General features: G+C 27.8%; 15 protein-coding genes and 1 pseudogene. 15 read left to right on the forward strand and 1 reads right to left on the reverse strand.

What is annotated here, in order from left to right:
• Positions 1–141: 141 nt before the first annotated feature.
• From IC219_RS10760 to IC219_RS10785, 6 genes and pseudogenes are all read left to right on the forward strand, one after another.
• Positions 142–1,353, forward strand: a complete 1,212-nt coding sequence (locus IC219_RS10760) for a patatin-like phospholipase family protein (RefSeq protein WP_227830826.1) — start codon at positions 142–144, stop codon at positions 1,351–1,353.
• A 191-nt stretch (positions 1,354–1,544) separates the two neighbouring features.
• Positions 1,545–1,805 carry an HPr family phosphocarrier protein gene (locus IC219_RS10765; RefSeq protein WP_003422895.1) on the forward strand — a complete coding sequence of 87 codons (261 nt, stop codon included), beginning with the start codon at positions 1,545–1,547 and terminating at the stop codon, positions 1,803–1,805.
• 261 nt (positions 1,806–2,066) lie between these two features.
• Positions 2,067–3,779 carry a phosphoenolpyruvate--protein phosphotransferase gene (gene ptsP, locus IC219_RS10770; RefSeq protein WP_227830825.1) on the forward strand — a complete coding sequence of 571 codons (1,713 nt, stop codon included), beginning with the start codon at positions 2,067–2,069 and terminating at the stop codon, positions 3,777–3,779.
• 492 nt (positions 3,780–4,271) lie between these two features.
• A pseudogene (gene tnpA, locus IC219_RS10775) lies at positions 4,272–4,514 on the forward strand (IS200/IS605 family transposase); the annotation flags it as partial.
• Entirely contained in the window at positions 4,486–5,550 is a 1,065-nt protein-coding gene (tnpB, locus tag IC219_RS10780) for an IS200/IS605 family element RNA-guided endonuclease TnpB (protein WP_227830824.1), read from the forward strand. The pseudogene tnpA and the gene tnpB, both read left to right, overlap by 29 nt.
• A gap of 139 nt (positions 5,551–5,689) precedes the next feature.
• Positions 5,690–5,896 carry a hypothetical protein gene (locus tag IC219_RS10785; protein ID WP_227830823.1) on the forward strand — a complete coding sequence of 69 codons (207 nt, stop codon included), beginning with the start codon at positions 5,690–5,692 and terminating at the stop codon, positions 5,894–5,896.
• 441 nt (positions 5,897–6,337) lie between these two features.
• On the opposite strand, the gene IC219_RS10790 is transcribed toward IC219_RS10785, so the two are convergent.
• Positions 6,338–7,003: a hypothetical protein gene (locus tag IC219_RS10790; RefSeq protein WP_227434480.1), complete on the reverse strand. Its 666-nt coding sequence runs from the start codon at positions 7,001–7,003 to the stop codon at positions 6,338–6,340.
• 343 nt (positions 7,004–7,346) lie between these two features.
• Between IC219_RS10790 and IC219_RS10795 the strand changes: the two genes are divergently transcribed.
• The 9 genes from IC219_RS10795 to IC219_RS10835 all read left to right on the forward strand — a co-directional run bounded on the left by IC219_RS10795 (position 7,347) and on the right by IC219_RS10835 (position 19,335).
• Positions 7,347–8,777: a DUF4116 domain-containing protein gene (locus IC219_RS10795; protein ID WP_227482131.1), complete on the forward strand. Its 1,431-nt coding sequence runs from the start codon at positions 7,347–7,349 to the stop codon at positions 8,775–8,777.
• A gap of 305 nt (positions 8,778–9,082) precedes the next feature.
• Positions 9,083–9,691 (forward strand): accessory gene regulator ArgB-like protein, encoded by a 609-nt coding sequence (locus tag IC219_RS10800; protein ID WP_227434482.1) that lies wholly within the window; start codon positions 9,083–9,085, stop codon positions 9,689–9,691.
• Positions 9,692–9,694: 3 nt separating this feature from the next.
• Positions 9,695–9,841, forward strand: coding sequence for a cyclic lactone autoinducer peptide (locus IC219_RS10805; RefSeq protein WP_227434483.1), 147 nt, complete (start codon positions 9,695–9,697; stop codon positions 9,839–9,841).
• Between the two features lie 356 nt (positions 9,842–10,197).
• Positions 10,198–11,577: a thioether cross-link-forming SCIFF peptide maturase gene (scfB, locus tag IC219_RS10810; protein ID WP_227434484.1), complete on the forward strand. Its 1,380-nt coding sequence runs from the start codon at positions 10,198–10,200 to the stop codon at positions 11,575–11,577.
• A gap of 28 nt (positions 11,578–11,605) precedes the next feature.
• Positions 11,606–12,100, forward strand: coding sequence for a gamma carbonic anhydrase family protein (locus IC219_RS10815; protein ID WP_227824277.1), 495 nt, complete (start codon positions 11,606–11,608; stop codon positions 12,098–12,100).
• Positions 12,101–12,401: 301 nt separating this feature from the next.
• Complete coding sequence (locus IC219_RS10820; protein WP_227830822.1) at positions 12,402–14,066, forward strand: ABC1 kinase family protein; 1,665 nt, start codon at positions 12,402–12,404, stop codon at positions 14,064–14,066.
• A 12-nt stretch (positions 14,067–14,078) separates the two neighbouring features.
• Positions 14,079–16,529, forward strand: coding sequence for a single-stranded-DNA-specific exonuclease RecJ (gene recJ, locus IC219_RS10825; RefSeq protein WP_227824275.1), 2,451 nt, complete (start codon positions 14,079–14,081; stop codon positions 16,527–16,529).
• A 12-nt stretch (positions 16,530–16,541) separates the two neighbouring features.
• Positions 16,542–17,054: an adenine phosphoribosyltransferase gene (locus IC219_RS10830; RefSeq protein WP_227434488.1), complete on the forward strand. Its 513-nt coding sequence runs from the start codon at positions 16,542–16,544 to the stop codon at positions 17,052–17,054.
• 73 nt (positions 17,055–17,127) lie between these two features.
• Positions 17,128–19,335, forward strand: coding sequence for a RelA/SpoT family protein (locus IC219_RS10835; RefSeq protein WP_227434489.1), 2,208 nt, complete (start codon positions 17,128–17,130; stop codon positions 19,333–19,335).
• Positions 19,336–19,351 lie beyond the last annotated feature (16 nt).

The following is a 19,351-nucleotide window of genomic DNA, read 5'->3' on the forward strand; positions in this document are numbered from 1 at the left end:
TATATACTTTTGAATATTTTTTTGATAAAATAAAAATAAATTTGTACAATTTTATTTTTCTCCAATAGCTAAAAGTAGTTTTTTGAATTAATATTTGCTGAGGAATATAAATTAGGAACGCTTTAAATAGTAGGTGATAATATGAAAGGATTAGTTTTAGAAGGTGGAGGAACAAAAGGAGCTTATCAAATAGGTGCGTATAAAGCTTTAAGAGAACTTGGTATAGAATTTCAAGGAGTAACAGGAACATCAATTGGGGCTTTGAATGGAGCATATATAATTCAAAACGATATTGAGGTAATGGAAGATATATGGCTAAACTATGATTATACTCATTTTATGAATATTGACAAAGAAAGCTATGAGAGATTTAAAAATGTAGATTTTACTACGAAAAATATCAATGCAGTTTTTGAACTTATAAATAAAGCCAGAAAAAATGAAGGTATAGATATAAGCCCATTAAGACACTTGATGGAAACTACATTAAATGAAGATATAATAAGAAAATCAAAAAAAGACTTTGGACTTGTTACGGTTTGGTGGGATAAAAAAATTAATCCTCATCCATTGTATATAGAAGATATGCCACAAGGTAGATTGGTTGATTATTTAATTGCTAGTTCTAGTTTGCCTATTTTCCAAACAAATGTAATGGATGATAAATTGTATTTGGATGGAATGTTTTGTGATAATATGCCAATAGGGCTTTTAGAAGATAAAGGATATGAAGATGTTGTTGTAATTAGGTTAATTGATGATTTTCTTGGAAAAATGAACCTAAATAAACATCAAAATATAAATATAAAAACCATAATACCATCAGAATATTTAGGCGGTTCTCTTAATAAAGATAGAGATAATGTAGAAAAAAATATTCGATTAGGATATTTAGATACTATGAAAGCTTATGAAAGATGCGATGGTATTAAGTATTACTTTGATGTAGAGTATAAGTATGATGAAGAGTATTGTTTTGATAGATTTAGAAGAATGAGTAATGAAACAATACAATGTATTTGTAACTTATTGAATATAAAAAGAGATGTTTCGCTTAGAACTGTTATGGAAAATGTAATACCAAAGCTTGGTGAGACACTTGGTTTACCCAAAAATTTTTCATATAAAGATTTATTTTACTGTGTATATGAGAAAAAACTTGAAGAAAATAGTATAAATAGGGTAAAATTATATGATTTTAATAAGGTTATAGATGTTGTAAATACAAATATTGATTCTAATAAGAATTTAGCATCAAATTTTGAAGTTAGACCTAAAATCAGTATTAAAAAGAACAAAAACACAAAATTATTGACAAATTGTATTATAAAAGACTTAAAAAGTCAAAGTTAAATAAAAAACAAAAAAAAATTTGTAATTATACTCGAAAAAAGTGTATATTAGTAGTATAATATTTTTGTAGCACTAGTGGGAACAAAAAATGACCATAGGACAAAAAAGTACCACTAAGTGCCATTAAAGTAAAAAATAGGAAAACAATTTTAAAAAATATAAAATGTTAGGTTTATAGGAGGATTTAAAAAATGGAAAAAGTAGTTAGTATCAAAAATGCAAGTGGATTACATGCTAGACCAGCAGGAATGTTTGTTAAGAAGGCTGCTGAGTTTAAATCAACAGTAGAAGTTGTGGCAAAAGACAAAACTGTAAATGCAAAATCAATCATGGGAATAATGAGTTTAGGTTTAGCTCAAGGAGAAGAATTAAAATTAGTTGTAAATGGAGAAGATGAAGAAGTAGCTTTAGCAGCAATGGTTGAATTAGTTGAAAGTGGATTTGGAGAGTAGATATAATAATTTCTAAAAATTTGGTATTTATAATCTAATCATTGCTTAGAGTAAAAGTAACAGAGAAACATTAAAAATATACAGACAAAAGTTTGTAAATATTTAGTTTCTTTGTTACTTTCATGTTTATTTAATCAGAAGATTAAGATTATTATTAATTGGGTATGAAAATATAAATATTTTAAATGATGAAATAAGTAAGATATTTTTAATTATAAATTTGGAATCAAAATACAGAAGATATTTTTAGGAGGTAGGGTTATGGCTTACAAAGGAATAGGAGCTTCTCCTGGTATTGCTTTAGGGAAAGCGTTAGTAGTTGAGCATAGTGAATTAGTAATTGAGAAAAAAACTATAGATAATGTTGAAGCGGAAGTTGCTAAATTAGAAAATGCAGTTGTAGTTTCTAAAGAAGAATTAATAAAAGTTAAGGAAAAAGCTTCTCAAGAATTAGGAGAAGAAGAGGCAGAAATATTTGAAGCACATTTATTAGTTTTAGAAGACCCAGAGTTAATTGGTTCTGCAATTGATAAAATCAAAACTGAAAATGTAAATGCAGAATATGCTTTAAATGAAATAAAAGAAATGTTTGTTAGTATGTTTGAGTCTATGGACAATGAATATATGAAAGAAAGAGCAGCAGACATAAAGGACGTTACAAATAGAATACTTAGACATATACTAGGAATCAAAGTTGTTGATTTATCTGCTTTAAGTGAAGAAGTAGTATTAATAGCACATGATTTAACTCCATCAGATACAGCAACTATGAACAAAAAAATGGTTTTAGGATTTTTAACTGACATAGGTGGAAGAACTTCTCATACAGCTATAATGTCTAGAACTTTAGAAATCGCTGCAATCGTTGGACTAAGTGATATAACTTCAAATGTTAAAGATGGAGATTTTGTAGTTTTCAATGGAGATACTGGTGAAGTAATCGTTAATCCAGATGAAGAAACTATAAGCAAATACACTGAGTTAAAAGCTAAGTATGAAGAGGAAAGAAAAGCATTACAATTATTAAAAGGAAAGCAATCAGTAACTCTTGATGGGAAACACGTTGAATTAGCTGGTAATATAGGAACTCCTAATGATATAGAAGGTCTAATAAAGAATGATGCTGAAGGTGTTGGTCTTTATAGAACAGAATTTTTATATATGGATAGAGATTCTTTCCCAACTGAGGAAATACAATATGAAGCTTATAAAGCTGTATTAGAAGGAATGGAAGGTAAACCTATAGTTATAAGAACATTAGATATAGGTGGAGATAAAGAGTTAAGTTACTTGACTATGGAACCTGAAATGAATCCATTTTTAGGTTACAGAGCAATAAGACTTTGTTTAGATAGAACAGATATATTTAAGACTCAATTAAGAGCTTTATATAGAGCAAGTGTTCATGGAAGATTGAGAATAATGTTCCCTATGATTTCATCTTTAGAAGAATTATTACAAGCTAAAGAAGTTGTAAAAGAAGTTTTAGCAGAACTTGATTCTGAAGGTATAGCTTATGCTAAAGATGTAGAAATTGGTATGATGATAGAAGTGCCATCTGCTGCTGTAATATCTGATGTACTTGCTAAACATGTAGATTTCTTCTCAATAGGAACTAATGATTTAATACAATATACTTGTGCAGTTGATAGAATGAATCAAAAGATAAGCTATCTTTACAATCAATTTAATCCAGCTGTTTTAAGACTTATAAAGACAGTTATAGATAATGCACATAAAGAAGGTAAATGGGCAGGTATGTGTGGAGAATCTGCTGGAGACCAAAAAATGATACCAATACTTTTAGGTATGGGATTAGACGAGTTTTCTATGTCTCCAATATCAATACTTCCTGCTAGAAAATTAATAACTTCAGTTAAAGAAGCTGATATGAAAAAATTAGCTGATGAAGTGCTTAATATGGGTACTGCGGAAGAAATAAAAAGATATATTGAAACAACTTTTAACATGTAATTTATAAATTATATAATATGTAATTTACAAACTTATATTATATAAAATATCCATGTAGATATATTATAAATAATATGAATAACTCAATAAGTAAAGAAAAGCCATAGTTTATTTTATACGCTATGGCTTTTTTATTATTATAAATTAAAATTTATAATACCTTAATTATAGTTTGTGTTTTTTGTAGACTTATTTTTTAGGTAATTGCACCTGAATATGTATTAATGTTATGTGGATGTACTCTTGAAATATGGTAATATATATTAAGGGTGAATGGTTTAAAGAGTATATATTTAACCTCCTATGGCGAAATTCCTCTTCCTCGTCATAGGAGATGGAGGATGTAAGCCTAACCGATAGGTTATTTATTTTACTTGATTTTCAAAAAATGTATTGTATTATAAAATCAGTAGTAAAAACTGAAAGGAAGTAACTACAATGAAATTAGATAGTAATAATCATTAAGTATTTTTGTTACACTATCACTTAGTTATGTGTATAAAATATAGAAGAAAAGTAATAGATAACTCTATATCAGATAGACTAAAAGATATATTTGTAGATATCTCCCCAAATTATGGAGTGGAGTTGCTAGAATGGAATCATGATATTGACCATGTGCACTTGTTATTCAAAGCAAAACCAAATACAGAGATATCTAAACTCCTAAATGCTTATAAATCAGCATCAAGTAGAAGAATAAAGAATGAATTTCCAAGTATTCGTAAGTCTTTATAGAAAGAATACTTTTGGATGTAGCAGACTTATATATAATCTTATGTTATCCGATAGGATTAAAGCATATGAGGAAAACAAGGACTTAGATATTAAAAAAATAAAATATCCTACACCTGCACATTACAAAAAGAAATATGAGTTCCTAAAAGAAGTTGATAGTTTAGCACTAGCAAATGAACAAATGAATTTAGATAAAGCCTATAAAAACTTTTTTAGAGATAAATCAGTAGGTTTTCCTAAATTCAAATCTAAGAAAATGAACTATCATAGTTATACTACTAACAACCAAAAAGGTACTGTAAGGATTGAAAATGGATATATAAAATTACCTAAACTAAAATCGATGGTTAGGATAAAACAACATAGAATGTTTGATGGAGAAATAAAGAGTTGTACTATATCGAGAATACCAGGTAATAGATATTATATTTCTATATTAGCAGAAACTGAAATAGAGAAACTAAAAACTATTGATAAGAAAATAGGTGTAGATGTTGGATTGAAAGAATTTGCAATATGTAGCGATGGATTTAGAGTAGATAATCCTAAACACTTTAGAAAATCAGAGAAAAGATTAACTAAACTACAAAAGGACTTATCAAGAAAACAAAAAGGAAGCAATAATAGATATAAAGCAAGATTGAAGGTAGCAAGGTTGCATCAAAAGATATCAGACCAAAGAGCAGATTTCCTAAATAAGTTATCAACTAAACTAATACACGAAAACCAAGTTATAGTTATTGAGGACTTGAAGGTAAAGAATATGGTGAAAAATCATAAGTTAGCGAAAGCTATAAGCGAAGCAAGTTGGTCGGAGTTCAGAAGAATGTTAGAATATAAAGCTAATTGGTATGGTAGAGAAATAATAGTAGCAGATAAGAATTTCGCATCTAGTCAATTATGTTCTAAATGTGGATATAAAAATCCATTAGTGAAGAACTTAGGACTAAGAGAATGGGAATGTCCAGAGTGTGGAGCATTCCACGATAGAGATATCAATGCAAGTATCAATCTACTAAACTTAGCCATATAAATGGTAATCATAAGGGTTAGGAACTAGCCCAATAGCTTGGAGATACTGATAACAATAGTTATCTTGACCAAGAAGCCACCACTTCAAACATTACCGTAGGTAGTTAAGTGGATGGTAGTTCACTGATACTAGATTTGAAATGAATTTACCAGATTATATTAATAGCGATACAATTGTATATATAGAAAAAATGGATTTAGGAGAAGAAAAAGATAAAAGAAGTTATAATGTAATATTTGCCAATGATGGGGTAGAAAAAGCTGGTGGGAAGTTAGGTTTTTCTGATATTAATATTGATGTTATAAATGATGGTGGAGTGTGGAAAGTATCTGGATTTACGAAATAAATTTAAACTTAAAATTATTAATGTTAAAATTTGATATTGTATTGAAAAATAATTAAAAGTATTTAATAATAGAATTAAGGGTAAAATAAATTAAGAACTTAAGATATTGAATATGAATGTATAATTCTAATGTGATATCCAGATAAATCCTGAATTTAATTTGAGTTTTAATATATATGGTCTAAGGTTTGATTATTAAAGATTTAATTGTAAGTGTTACAGTTGATGATATTGATGTAGAGATTAAAGTTTAGAGTAGAAAGTGCACCTTAAATTTTAAAATGTAAATTTAAAAATGTAAGCTAGTACAATCTAAAAATTATAATCACTCAATAGATTCAGGGATTTATTTGTTTATTATAAATAAGTGGGAGTAGATTTTTCTACTCCCACTTTGTATATTATTATTTAATCAAAAATTATCACATTAAAATCCTAAGATTAGTTGATATTTCCTGCTTTATTAGCAAATAACTCCTTAATAACATTGTTTCTAGTAGCTAAATCTCCATTAGAATTATTTGTTTTTTTCATAATTACAGAATAACGCTTTTTATTTATAAAAAATATTAAAATCTTATCATCATCAAAGTTATATTCTTTGTATCTATCAATAGATTCATAACCTAAATTTAAGATGTTTTTATCTTTTATGCTATCTACATCCAAAACATATGATGGGTCAGCCTTTAGTAATATATTAATTAAACATTTTTCTTCACCAGCACAAAATAAATCAACCTTATTTGATATAGACTTAGATTGTTCTGAAGTTATTTTTACAGGAATAAGATTACTATTGCTATCTCTTAAAAGAGAACCATATGTGTCTTGTTGATATACTAAATTAACTTTTTTCTTAGGAACACTTACCATCTTATCCAAATGTACATAATGATGATTTTCAACAAAGCCTTCATTTAATATTTCAACAAAGTTGTCAATTTTACCTAAACAAAAAGATTCTATAGATTCTTTACAGAATTTATTTGTAAATGGTATAATGTTTACGTTTTCCTCGTCTATATTCCATGCTATAGCATAATCCAATGAATATACTTCTTCCTCTATATCTGCAAAATTATATTGTACTATGTTTCCTTTCAAAATTACTCAACCTCCATCTTATAATATATTTAATATACTTTATAAAACTTATATTATACTTAAATAATATCATAAATTAAATGAATATGATATAGTAAATGATGAAAAAATTGAAAAAAATAACTATAAATGAGTATTAAATATAAATAGTATATACTAATGGGATGAAAAATGTCCACTATTAACTTTATTACCCCGCATGTTTATAATTAAATTATTAATATAAAATAGAATCTATCGACAATGAATGGACTTTTAAAAGAACTTAATATAAAATTAATTAAATAAATACTTAAAAATGATTTACTTTAATGATAAAATCGTATTAAAGGAGGTTAATTTTATGGATATAAAAAATAAAATTAAATCTATGTTTTTGCCAGATAAAGATGACTATTTAGATGATGAAGAATTTGAGGATGATATAAAAATTAATGAGGATAATTCAGAAGAAGATAATAATGTACATTTAAATGACTTAAGCAGAGTGAAATATGACTATAGAGAATTAAAAGACATAGAAAATCAAACTGAAGAAATGTGTTTACTAGCAGTAAGGCAAGATGGTACAATAATAGAATTTGTAAAAGATAAGACTGATAGGGTGTGCATGGAGGCAGTAAAGCAGACTTATAAAGCTCTCAAATACATAACAAATCAAACCGAAGCTATATGTATAGAGGCCGTAAAACAGAATTATAGAGCATTATATTACGTAAACGACAAGACAGAAAATATATTAATTGAAGCTATAAGAAGTGCATCAACTCATGATGTTATGGAAGTTTTTAGATTTGTTGAAGAGCAGACAGAAGAGGTATGCTTAGAATTAATAGAAAGGGCATCAAAAAATGATGTGGCAGAAATATTAAAGGATATAAAAGAACAGACTCCAACAATATGCTTAGAAGCAGTAAAAAAAGATGGAAAGTCTTTAGCTTATGTTAAGGAACAAAATAATAGTATATGTTTAGAAGCAGTAAAGGAAAACTACAGTGCATTGCCTTGTGTAGAAGAACAGACAGAAGAAATATGTATAGAAGCAGTAAAGCAAAATGATTTTGCCTTGTATTATGTAAATGAACAGACAGAAAAAATATGTATAGAAGCAGTAAGACGAAGTTATATGGCTCTTCAATATGTAAATAAGCAGACGGAAGAAATCTGTTTAGAGGCAGTAAGAAATGATGGAAGAGCACTACAATATGTAAAAGAGCAGACAGAGAATATTTGTTTAGAGGCAGTAAGACAAAATGGAAAAGTATTACAATATGTAAAGAAACAGACAGAAGAAATATGTATAGAAGCTATAAGGGGATCATTTAAAGATTTTGAAATAAAAGAAATATTGACCTATATAAAGATACTAACAGAAAAAGTATGTTTAGAGGCAGTAAAGCAAAATGGAAATATTCTTAAATATATAGAAGAGCAAACAGAATCAATGTGTATAGAGGCGGTAAAAGAAAATTACAGTGCTATACAATATGTAAAAGAGCAAACAGAAAAGGTTTGTTTGGAAGCAGTAAATCAAAGTTTTGAGGCACTTAAATATGTAAAAGAACAAACAGAGGATATTTGTTTAAGGGCAGTAAGACAAGATTATAGAATGATAAAATATGTTAAAAATCAAACAGAAAAGATATGTTTAGAAGCAGTAAAACAGAATTATAGAGCTTTGGAATATGTAGAAAATCAAACAGAAAAAGTTTGTTTAGAGGCAGTAAAACAGAATAGAAAAGCACTTCAATATGTGAAGCAAAAACAAAGTTAAACATATATATTACGAAAATAAAAGCAAAACTAAGGTATATCATAAAAATAAATATAAAATTAAGGATTTATAATAAAAATAAAAGCACATAACTTATATGCTATAAGTTATGTGCTTTTATGCATATAAAGCTTAATAAAACTCTTTTATTATAACTTTTTTATTATATAAAAAATAACAAAATGATTATATAGGTCTTTTTTTGACCAGTTTTACAATTTCAATAACTAGTTTTGAAAAATATATTGAATTTTCTCAAAAAAGACGCTATTCTATATATGTAAAATTTTTTTCTGGAGGTAATAATGTTTAAGAGATATGCTGATAAAATGACATCTGTTTTAATTTATAACAACATGATAGATAACCATGAATCTAGGGTGTATTCTTATGGATTTGAAATATTAATTGCTTTTATAGTTAATATAACGACCATACTACTCTTAGGTTTTTTATTTGGGAAATTTACATATATATTATTTTTTTTAATATGTTACTGTCCAATAAGACAATTTTCTGGAGGGTATCATGCAAATAACTATTTTAGATGTCTATTAACCTTTATTTTTATAATCTTATCTACAATATTTATTATAGAAAATCTAAATGTATATTTATTTAAAAATATTATTATGATTATTGCTAGTATTAGTTGGATTGGAATTTGCATCATGTGTCCAGTAGAGCATAAAAGTAATCCTATAAGTGAGATAGAAAAGTTAACTTATAAAAAAATTGCTATATCTATGTCTACAGTAGTCTTGTTAATGACAGTTTCAAGTTTTTCATCAAATGTATTTATGGATTACTTTATATATAGTGCTTTTGCAATGTTTTGGATTTGTATAATGCTAGTATTAGGTAAATTAAAATCTAAAAAGAATATAAGTAAAATGTGTACGAGGGAGAATTAAATTATGAAAAAGTTTATTGTGAAAATTATGAAGTGTGCTAGTTCATTAGCACTGAGTACTGCAATTTTGTCAGCAAATAGCACTTGTCCATGGATTATACATCAACCCAAGGTACCAAAAGAAATTAAGAATTTAAAAAAGATAAATTAAAAACAAGCAATTATTTATATGAAATAATTATAAGAAATATTATGGTTTAATAAATACAAAATAAGCAAATTATTTATATAGAATTATTATAAAAAGAACTTATTATACTTTTAATAAATATAAAATAAGTAATTAGATACAAAAATTTTATTTTATGAGTACATAATATACTTTATTTTGTAATGTATAAGTGTGCTAATTTAGGGGGATATAGTGTATCCATTGAAATGACTTACGAGTAGTAAGTCATTTTTGTATTGTATGTATTTTAAGCAAACTGTATGATATAATGAAGGGTAAAGTTTAATTAAAACAGTAAAAAACTTTAGTATAGATAGTAGTTTAGGAGGTAGGTTATGAGTATAATACATAAATTTTCTATGAATGGATATAATATCGTTTTAGATGTGAATGGAGGAGCTGTTCATGTATTAGATGATGTTGCATACGATTTATTAGATTTTTATAAAGAAAAAAGTAAAGAAGAAGTACTAGATATATTAAAATCTAAATATCAAGAAGAAAAAATAAATGAAGCATATGAAGAAATATTAAATTTAGAAAAAGAAGGTCTTTTATATACAGAAGATACATATCAATATCATCCAAGCTTTGTACATAGAGAGCCTGTAGTAAAAGCATTATGTTTAAATGTAGCACATGATTGTAATTTGAAATGTAAGTATTGCTTTGCAGCTCAAGGGGATTTTGGTGGAGAAAAAGAACTTATGAGTTTTGAAGTCGGTAAAGCAGCAATAGATTATTTGATTGCCAATTCTGGAAGTAGAAAAAACTTAGAGATAGATTTCTTTGGTGGAGAGCCTCTAATGAACTTTGAAGTTGTAAAGCAATTAGTTGAATATGGAAAAAGTATTGAAAAGGATTATAATAAAAATATAAGATTTACAATAACTACAAATGGTGTTCTGTTAAATGATGAAATTATAGATTATATAAATGAAAATATGCATAATGTAGTTTTAAGTTTAGATGGAAGAAAAGAAGTCAATGATAATATGAGACCAACTTTAAATGACAAAGGTAGTTATGATATTACATTGCCAAGATTTAAAAAACTTGTAGAAGGAAGAGCAAAAGATAAGTATTACTATATAAGAGGTACATTCACAAGAGATAACTTAGATTTTTCTAAAGATGTTATGCATTTTGCAGATTTAGGGTTTAAATTAACATCTGTAGAGCCAGTTGTTGGAGATGAAAGTAATCCATATGCACTTAGAGAGGAAGATTTACCAAAAATATTTGATGAATATGAAAAATTTGCGGTGGAGTATGCAGATAGACAGTTACAAGGAGATGGATTTAAATTTTTCCATTTTATGATAGATTTAAATCAAGGACCATGCGTAATAAAGAGAATAACTGGATGTGGTGCTGGAAATGAGTATCTTTCTGTAACACCAAGTGGAGACATATACCCATGTCATCAATTTGTTGGAAATGAAGAATTTAAAATGGCAAATATATTGGATAAAGAAATTGTACTTCCAGAAAAGTTAAAAAATACATTTAGAGAAGCTCATGTATATACTAAGGAAGAGTGTAAAAAATGTTGGAATAAGTTCTATTGTTCAGGTGGATGTCATGCAAATGCAATAAACTTCAACAATGATATATCAAAACCATATGAGTTGGGCTGTGAAATGCAAAGAAAGCGTACAGAATGTTCTATTATGATACAAGCAAAATTAATGTTAGAAGGAGCAAATAATTAAATTTATATCTTAAAGGAGTTGTTTATATATGATTAGAGATTATTTAGAAGATAAACCTTTAATTGATGAAAGTGTCTTTGTAGCAAAATCAGCAGATATAATTGGAAATGTTAAAATCGGTAAAGATTCAAGTGTATGGTACAATGCAGTAGTTAGAGGAGATGAAGGACCAATAACTATTGGAGAAAATACTAATATACAAGACTGTTCAATAGTACATGGAGATGAAAATACTGTAATTGGGAATAATGTAACAGTAGGGCATAGGTCAATAGTTCATGGTTGCAAAATTAGTGACAATGTTTTAATTGGAATGGGTTCAATAATACTAGATAATGCTGAAATAGGAGAATACACTTTAATTGGAGCAGGTACATTAATTACATCTAATAAAAAGTTCCCACCAGGAGTTTTAATAATGGGCTCTCCCGGAAAAGTAGTTAGAGAACTTACTGAAGAAGATAAAAAATATATTGATGAGTCATATCAATGGTATTTAGAAGCAGCACAAAATCAAAAATAACAATTAAAGAGTGGTTGTTTCAAAACATGCTTAAATTTGTTTTGAGGCAACCACTAATTTATTTTATTAGGTTAGTTGGTATTTTAATTTTGAGAAAGCAGTTGTTTAGAATAGGTATGAAATGTCAAAAATAAAAATTAACTGAGTTAAAGAAATTTAATAAAATTACTAGTATATGTGATAAAATTAAATATTAAAGAGGATATAAGATATTAGAGTATCAATTAGTAAAATAATGTCGTAGACAGAGATAAATTAAGGTGTAAGTTTTTGGGTATACCTATTCTAGGAGTGAAAAAATTTGAGAATAAGTTATAGGAATTTAAAGAGATATAGAGAAATTGGATATATTTTGATAAAGTATGGTTTTAGTTTTATTGTAGAAAGATTAAATATAGAGGGCATAGCATATAAAATACCACTATTTGACCCACCAGAAGAAATAAAAAATATGACAACTGGTGAGAGAATGAAAAGAGTCTTAGAAGAACTAGGACCTACATATGTAAAAATAGGTCAAATATTGAGTACAAGAAAAGACTTGTTAGACCAAGATATAATTGATGAAATATCAAAGCTTAGAGATGATGTAGAAAAATTTGATTCAAATATAGCCATTGAAATATTTAAAGAAGAAGTAGGCTTAAGCATAGAAGAAGTATTCTCAGAATTTAAAGAAGAACCAATAGCAGCAGCTTCAATTGGTCAAGTTTATGAAGGAATACTTAAAACAGGAGAAGAAGTGATTGTAAAAATTCAAAGGCCAAATATAGAGAAGATAATAAAATCTGACTTGGAGATTCTTAGAACTATTGCACATACATTAAAAGACTTAAAAAAAGATTTTAATTTAGATTTAGAGCAAATGATAGAAGAATTTCAAACTCAATTAATGAGAGAACTTGACTACAATTTTGAATCTATAAATGCAACTAAATTTTCTAGGATATTTAAAAATAGTGATGAAGTATATATACCAAAAGTATATTCAGAATATAACAGTAAGAGAATTTTAGTAATGGAGAAAGTTAATGGCACAAAGTTAAGTGATGTAGAAAAAATAAGAAAATTAGGCTACAATACAAAAACTATTGTCGAAATAGGTGTTAGGTCTTTTTTTATACAGGTATTGTCACATGGTTTTTTTCATGCAGACCCACATCCAGGTAATATATTTATAGTTGGCAGAAACAAGATAGCATATATAGACTTTGGAATGATTGGAATTATTGATAATAGAACTTTGAACCAATTAAATGAAATTGCATTAGCAGGTGTAGAAAAAAATGTTGATAAAATAATTTACTTATTAATAGAAATGGATGCATTAAATGGAGAAGCTGATGTTAAAGGTCTTAGACAGGATTTATTGTATCTCATACATTACTACTATGATATCTCTATAGAAAAGATAAATGTGACAGATATATTAAATGAATTGTTTAGATTTTTTAGACAGTATAAGATAATTATGCCTGCACAGTTTGTAACACTTGCAAAGACTATTATAACATTAGAGGGTACAAGTAGAACCTTGAATACAGATTTTTCTCTTGGCTCTATGGGAAAAGAGTTTATGAAGCATCATTATAAAAGTAAATTCAATCCTAAGAATGTAGTTTTAAATTCAAGACAAAATGTGGAAGAGATATTGCTTGACGTAAAAACTATTCCAAAACAGTTAAAAGCAATCTTAAGAAATGTAGAAAGAAATAATATAAAAATGCAAATTGAAGATGTTAAAATGACAAAATTAGAAATTTGTATAACAGAATTAACTTCTCAAATGTCATTAAGTTTAGTATTAGCATCCATCATAGTAGGTTCTTCACTTATAATTGCATCACCAAATATAGAAAATAATATATGGATAAAATTTACTGCTATAGCAGGGTTCTTTATTTCTTTTATAATAGGGCTATGCTTAGTTATAAAAAGTATTAGGTCAAAATACAAAAAAGATTAGGGGGAATTAAATTTGAAAAAATGGACACTGAAATATAAAGGGAAGATAGAGGAAAGTGAATTTAGCAAAAAACTTAATATTTCCCCGGAAATCTGCCAAATTTTAAAAAATAGAGGTATATATACTGAAAAAGATTCAGAAATATTCATGAATCCATCTTTAGACTATTTAAGAGACCCTTTATTAATGAAAGATATGCAAAAGGCTGTAGATAGAATAAAGTCAGCTATTGATAAAAAAGAAAAAATTTGGATTTATGGAGATTATGATGTTGATGGTGTATCTTCTACTTCTATTTTATGCTTATATTTTAATAGTATAGGATATCATGTGGATTACTACATTCCAAATAGACTAGAAGAAGGCTATGGTATAAATGAAGAGGCTATAAAGCTTATAAGCTCTAGGGGATGTGACTTGATTATAAGTGTTGATTGTGGAATTACATCAGTATCTGAGGTTAACCTAGCAAATAATTTGGGTATAGATGTTATAATAACAGACCATCATGAATGCCAAAATGAAATTCCCTCAGCTTTTGCAGTAATAAATCCAAAGCAAGAAGATTGTAACTATCCATTTGATGCATTATGTGGATGCGGTGTAGCATTTAAAATGATACAAGCACTTACTCCAGAAGAAGATTTTAAGACTAGTATGTATGATTATTTAGAAATAGTAACATTGGCAACTATTTGTGATATTGTTCCACTTGTGGATGAAAATAGAATAATTGTAAAAAATGGTTTAAAATTAATGAAAGAAGGCAAAAATATTGGATTAAGAGAGCTTATAAAAGTTTGTGGTGTAGAAAGTGAAAAAATAGGTTCTTCTCATATAGGCTTTGCAATTGGGCCTAGAATAAATGCATCAGGACGTTTAGGATATTCTTATTTGGGTGTTGAGTTATTTACTACTCAATCTAAAGATGAAGCTGTTGAAATAGCTAATATATTGGAAGAAAAAAATAATGAAAGACAGATGATTGAGGCTCAGATGTATCATGAAGCTGAGGAAATATTAAAGTCCAATAGTAGATATAATGAAGATAAAGTATTGGTTTTAGCTAAAGAAGGTTGGCAACATGGGATAATAGGAATTGTAGCATCTAAGTTGACTGAAAAATACTATAAACCAACGATTCTTTTAGGTGTAGAAGGTGGAGAAGCTACTGGCTCAGCAAGGTCAATAAAAGGATTTAATATATTTGAGGCTCTTGTAAAGTGCAAAGACTTAATGACTAGGTTTGGTGGACATGAGCAAGCAGCTGGATTGTCTTTAAATTCAGAAAATGTGGAAGCTTTGGCTAATGAAATAAATAAGTTTGCAGATTATAATTTGACTGAAGATGATATGATAGAAAATGTAAATGTTGAATTTGAACTACAAGAAAATGTAATAAGTTTAAATCTTGTGGAGGAATTACATAAGTTAGAACCATTTGGATTAAATAATCCTAATCCTAGATTTATAGTTAGGAACTATATTCTAAAAGACTTAAAAATCATAGGTAAAAATCAACAACATTTGAAATTAAGCATAGAAAATGAAAAGTGCTATGAATGTATAGGATTTAACATGAGTCATTTAAAATCATTATTCAAAGTAGGAGATAAAGTAGATGTATTGTTCCAACTAGATGAGAACAACTATATGGGAAATAGGAAAGTGCAGTTTCTACTTAAAGATATTAGATTAGCTCGACCTAAAAGTGCAAGTAATGACAAACTTTCGCTAAAATTAATGTCAAAAATAATACCAAAAGATTCACAAAGCTTGTATAATATATCTGAGTCTGGTTTTGAATTATTTGATGGAAATACAGATATAAATATATTTGATTATTTTGAAAAAGAGACATTGATAATATCTAATTCTATAAATGGATTCTATAGAGCAATATCAGATGTATCACTTATAGATTTGGATTTTAACATAAATTACAATATTATTGAAGATATTAACAAAAATACTGATAAATTAGAGCTTATATTTTCTCCTAATATTGATAAAATAGACTTAAAAAGATATAATAATATTATTCTTTATGATTATTTATACAATAAAGGCGAATATTCGTATATATATGAGAATAAAAGAGAAGAAAGTGAAATTATAAAATATTATAATAAAACAGACCTATTATATTTAAAGAATGTAGTTAGTAATATAGTTCCATCAAGAGATGAATTTATAACAATTTATAAACAAGCACTTATAAAAAAAGAAATTGATTTGGATATGGTAAATATAAAGGGAACTTTTAATGTAATTCCATTAAAGTTTTTTACGATATTGAATGTGTTTAGAGAATTAAATTTACTTGACTTTAATTTAAATTATGAAAAAAATTCTGTACTCATAAGAATATTGCCAAAACCACAGAAAAAATTAGACTTAAATGAGAGTTTAATACTCAATAATCTAAAAAAATTAGAAAAACAATACAATAGCAGTTATTAGGAGGCGTTTCCCATGGATTTAAAAAACTTTATAAGGAATATTGATGATTTCCCAAAGCCAGGTATAGATTTTAAAGATGTTACAACTCTATTTAAAGACGGCGAGGCATTTAAATATGCAGTAGATTCTATGGCTGAAGAATTGAAAAGCAAGGGTGTGGATTTAGTAGTAGGTCCAGAAGCAAGAGGATTTTTGATGGGTACACCTGTAGCATATGCACTAGGAGTAGGATTTGTTCCAATTAGAAAACCTGGAAAGTTACCAGGAGAAGTTGAGAGTTATGAGTATGGATTAGAGTATGGTACGGATACTTTAGAAATACATAAAGATGCAATTAAAAAAGGTCAAAAAGTGGCAATAGTAGACGATTTATTGGCTACTGGTGGAACTATGGAAGCTGCTGCTAAGCTTGTAGAAAAATTAGGTGGAGAAGTAGTTTCTATGCAATTTTTAATTGAGCTAGAATTCTTAAATGGGAGAGAAAAGTTATCTAACTATGATGTTAATTCTCTTATAAAATACTAGTACTTTTACAATAGTTGGTATAGCACCAACTATTTTCATATATATTAAAATTTTATACAAAATAGGTGGTTATATGCATGATAAAGAATTACAAGAAATAATTGAAAAGATAAAAGTTTATGCACCTAATGCAAATTTTGAAAAGGTTGAAAAAGCCTACAATCTTGCAAAAAAAGCGCATGATGGACAATATAGAAAATCTGGGGAACCATACTTTATTCATCCATTGGCAGTGGCAAATATTTTAATAGAGATGGAATTAGATATTGAAACTATAACAGCAGGTTTGCTTCACGATGTTGTAGAAGATACAGAATATACCTATGAAGACATAACAAAAGAATTTGGAAAAGAAGTAGCGGATTTAGTTGATGGAGTAACAAAACTTGGTCAGATAAAATATCGTTCAAAAGAAGAAACTCAATCTGAAAATTTAAGAAAAATGTTTCTAGCAATGGCAAAAGATATAAGGGTTATACTTATAAAGCTTGCTGATAGATTGCATAATATGAGAACGTTAAAATACATGCCTCCAGAAAAAGCAAAGTATAAAGCAAAAGAAACTTTAGAGATTTATGGAGGTATAGCCCACAGATTAGGTATATCTAAGATAAAGTGGGAATTAGAAGACAGAGCATTAAGGTTTATGGACCCAGAAGGGTACTATGAATTAGTTGATAGAGTGTCAATGAAGAGAAGTCAAAGAGAAGACTATATACAAGGGATTGTTGAGCTTCTTAAAGATAAGTTTAAAGATTTAAGTATACCATGTGATGTATATGGTAGACCAAAGCATTTTTACAGTATTTATAGAAAGATGCAGAAAAAACACAAGACTTTTGAAGAAATTTTTGATTTAACAGCTGTAAGAATACTAGTAGATAATGTGAAAGACTGTTATGCTGTACTTGGTATAGTTCATACATTATGGAGACCTATCCCAGGCAGATTTAAAGACTATATAGCAATGCCAAAGCCAAATATGTACCAATCATTACACACTACTGTTGTAGGGCCTGATGGAGAGCCTTTAGAGATACAAATAAGGACTCATGAAATGCATAATATAGCAGAAAATGGTATTGCAGCACACTGGAAATACAAAGAAGGTATTTCTGGCAAAGAAGTAAAAGTTGAAGAGAAACTTCAGTGGTTAAGACAAATGATGGAGTGGGAAAAAGATTTAAAAGACCCACAAGAATTTATGGATGCACTTAAAGAAGATGTATTTAATAGTCAGGTTTATGTATTTACTCCACGAGGAGATGTAATTGAATTACCAGCAGAATCAACTCCTATAGATTTTGCCTATAGAGTCCATACAAATGTAGGAAATAAATGTGTTGGAGCAAAAATTGATGGAAGAATAGTACCTATTGATTATAAGCTTCAAAATGGTAACATTGTTGAAGTACTTACATCATCTAATTCTAATGGTCCAAGTAGAGACTGGCTTAACATAGTAAAAACACCAAATGCAAAAAGTAGAATTAGACAATTTTTCAAAAAAGAAAGAAGAGAAGAAAATGTTGACCGTGGGAATACCATATTAGAAAGAGAGTTTAAGAAACATGATATACCACAGAAAGACCCTCTTGTTGAAAAATACATGGCATTAGTTGCCAAGAAGTTTAATCAGCCAAGTGTTGAAGACTTAGTTGCCACTGTGGGTTATGGTGGTATAATGTCATCTCAAGTTGTATCTAAAGTAAAAGACTTGTATTTAAAAGAAATTAAAAAAGTAAAAAAAGAACAACAGATGCAAGAAGAAGATTTAAATAAACACAATATGAGCGAAACAGAATACAGCAAAAAGAGAAAGAAAAATTCATCACAAGGTATTGTAGTAAAAGGACTTGATAATATCTTAGTAAGGTTTGCTAAATGTTGTAATCCACTTCCAGGAGATGAGATTGTAGGATATATCACTAAAGGTAGAGGTGTAGCTATACACAGAGCGGATTGCCCAAATGCAAATAACAATGGAGACTTCTTCCAAAATAGATTAGTGGAAGTGTCATGGAGTTCAGCAGGTAAAGGCAAGTTTGAAGCAGAGATTCAAATAAAGGCTGTCGACAGAAGAGGAATTGTTAATGAAATAACTCATATTGTTGCAATGGATAAACTTAGCTTAAATGGAATAAATGCAAGAAAAGGAAAAGATAGTATTGTAAGTATAAATCTACTTGTAGAAGTTAATGACACTGAGGAATTGAAAATTCTAATGAAAAAATTAAAAGCAATTCCTGGTGTAGAAAGTATTTATAGAATGACAAATTAGAGTTAAAATAATAGGG

The sequence above is a fragment of the Clostridioides sp. ES-W-0018-02 genome, from assembly GCF_020658175.1.
Classification (GTDB): domain Bacteria; phylum Bacillota; class Clostridia; order Peptostreptococcales; family Peptostreptococcaceae; genus Clostridioides.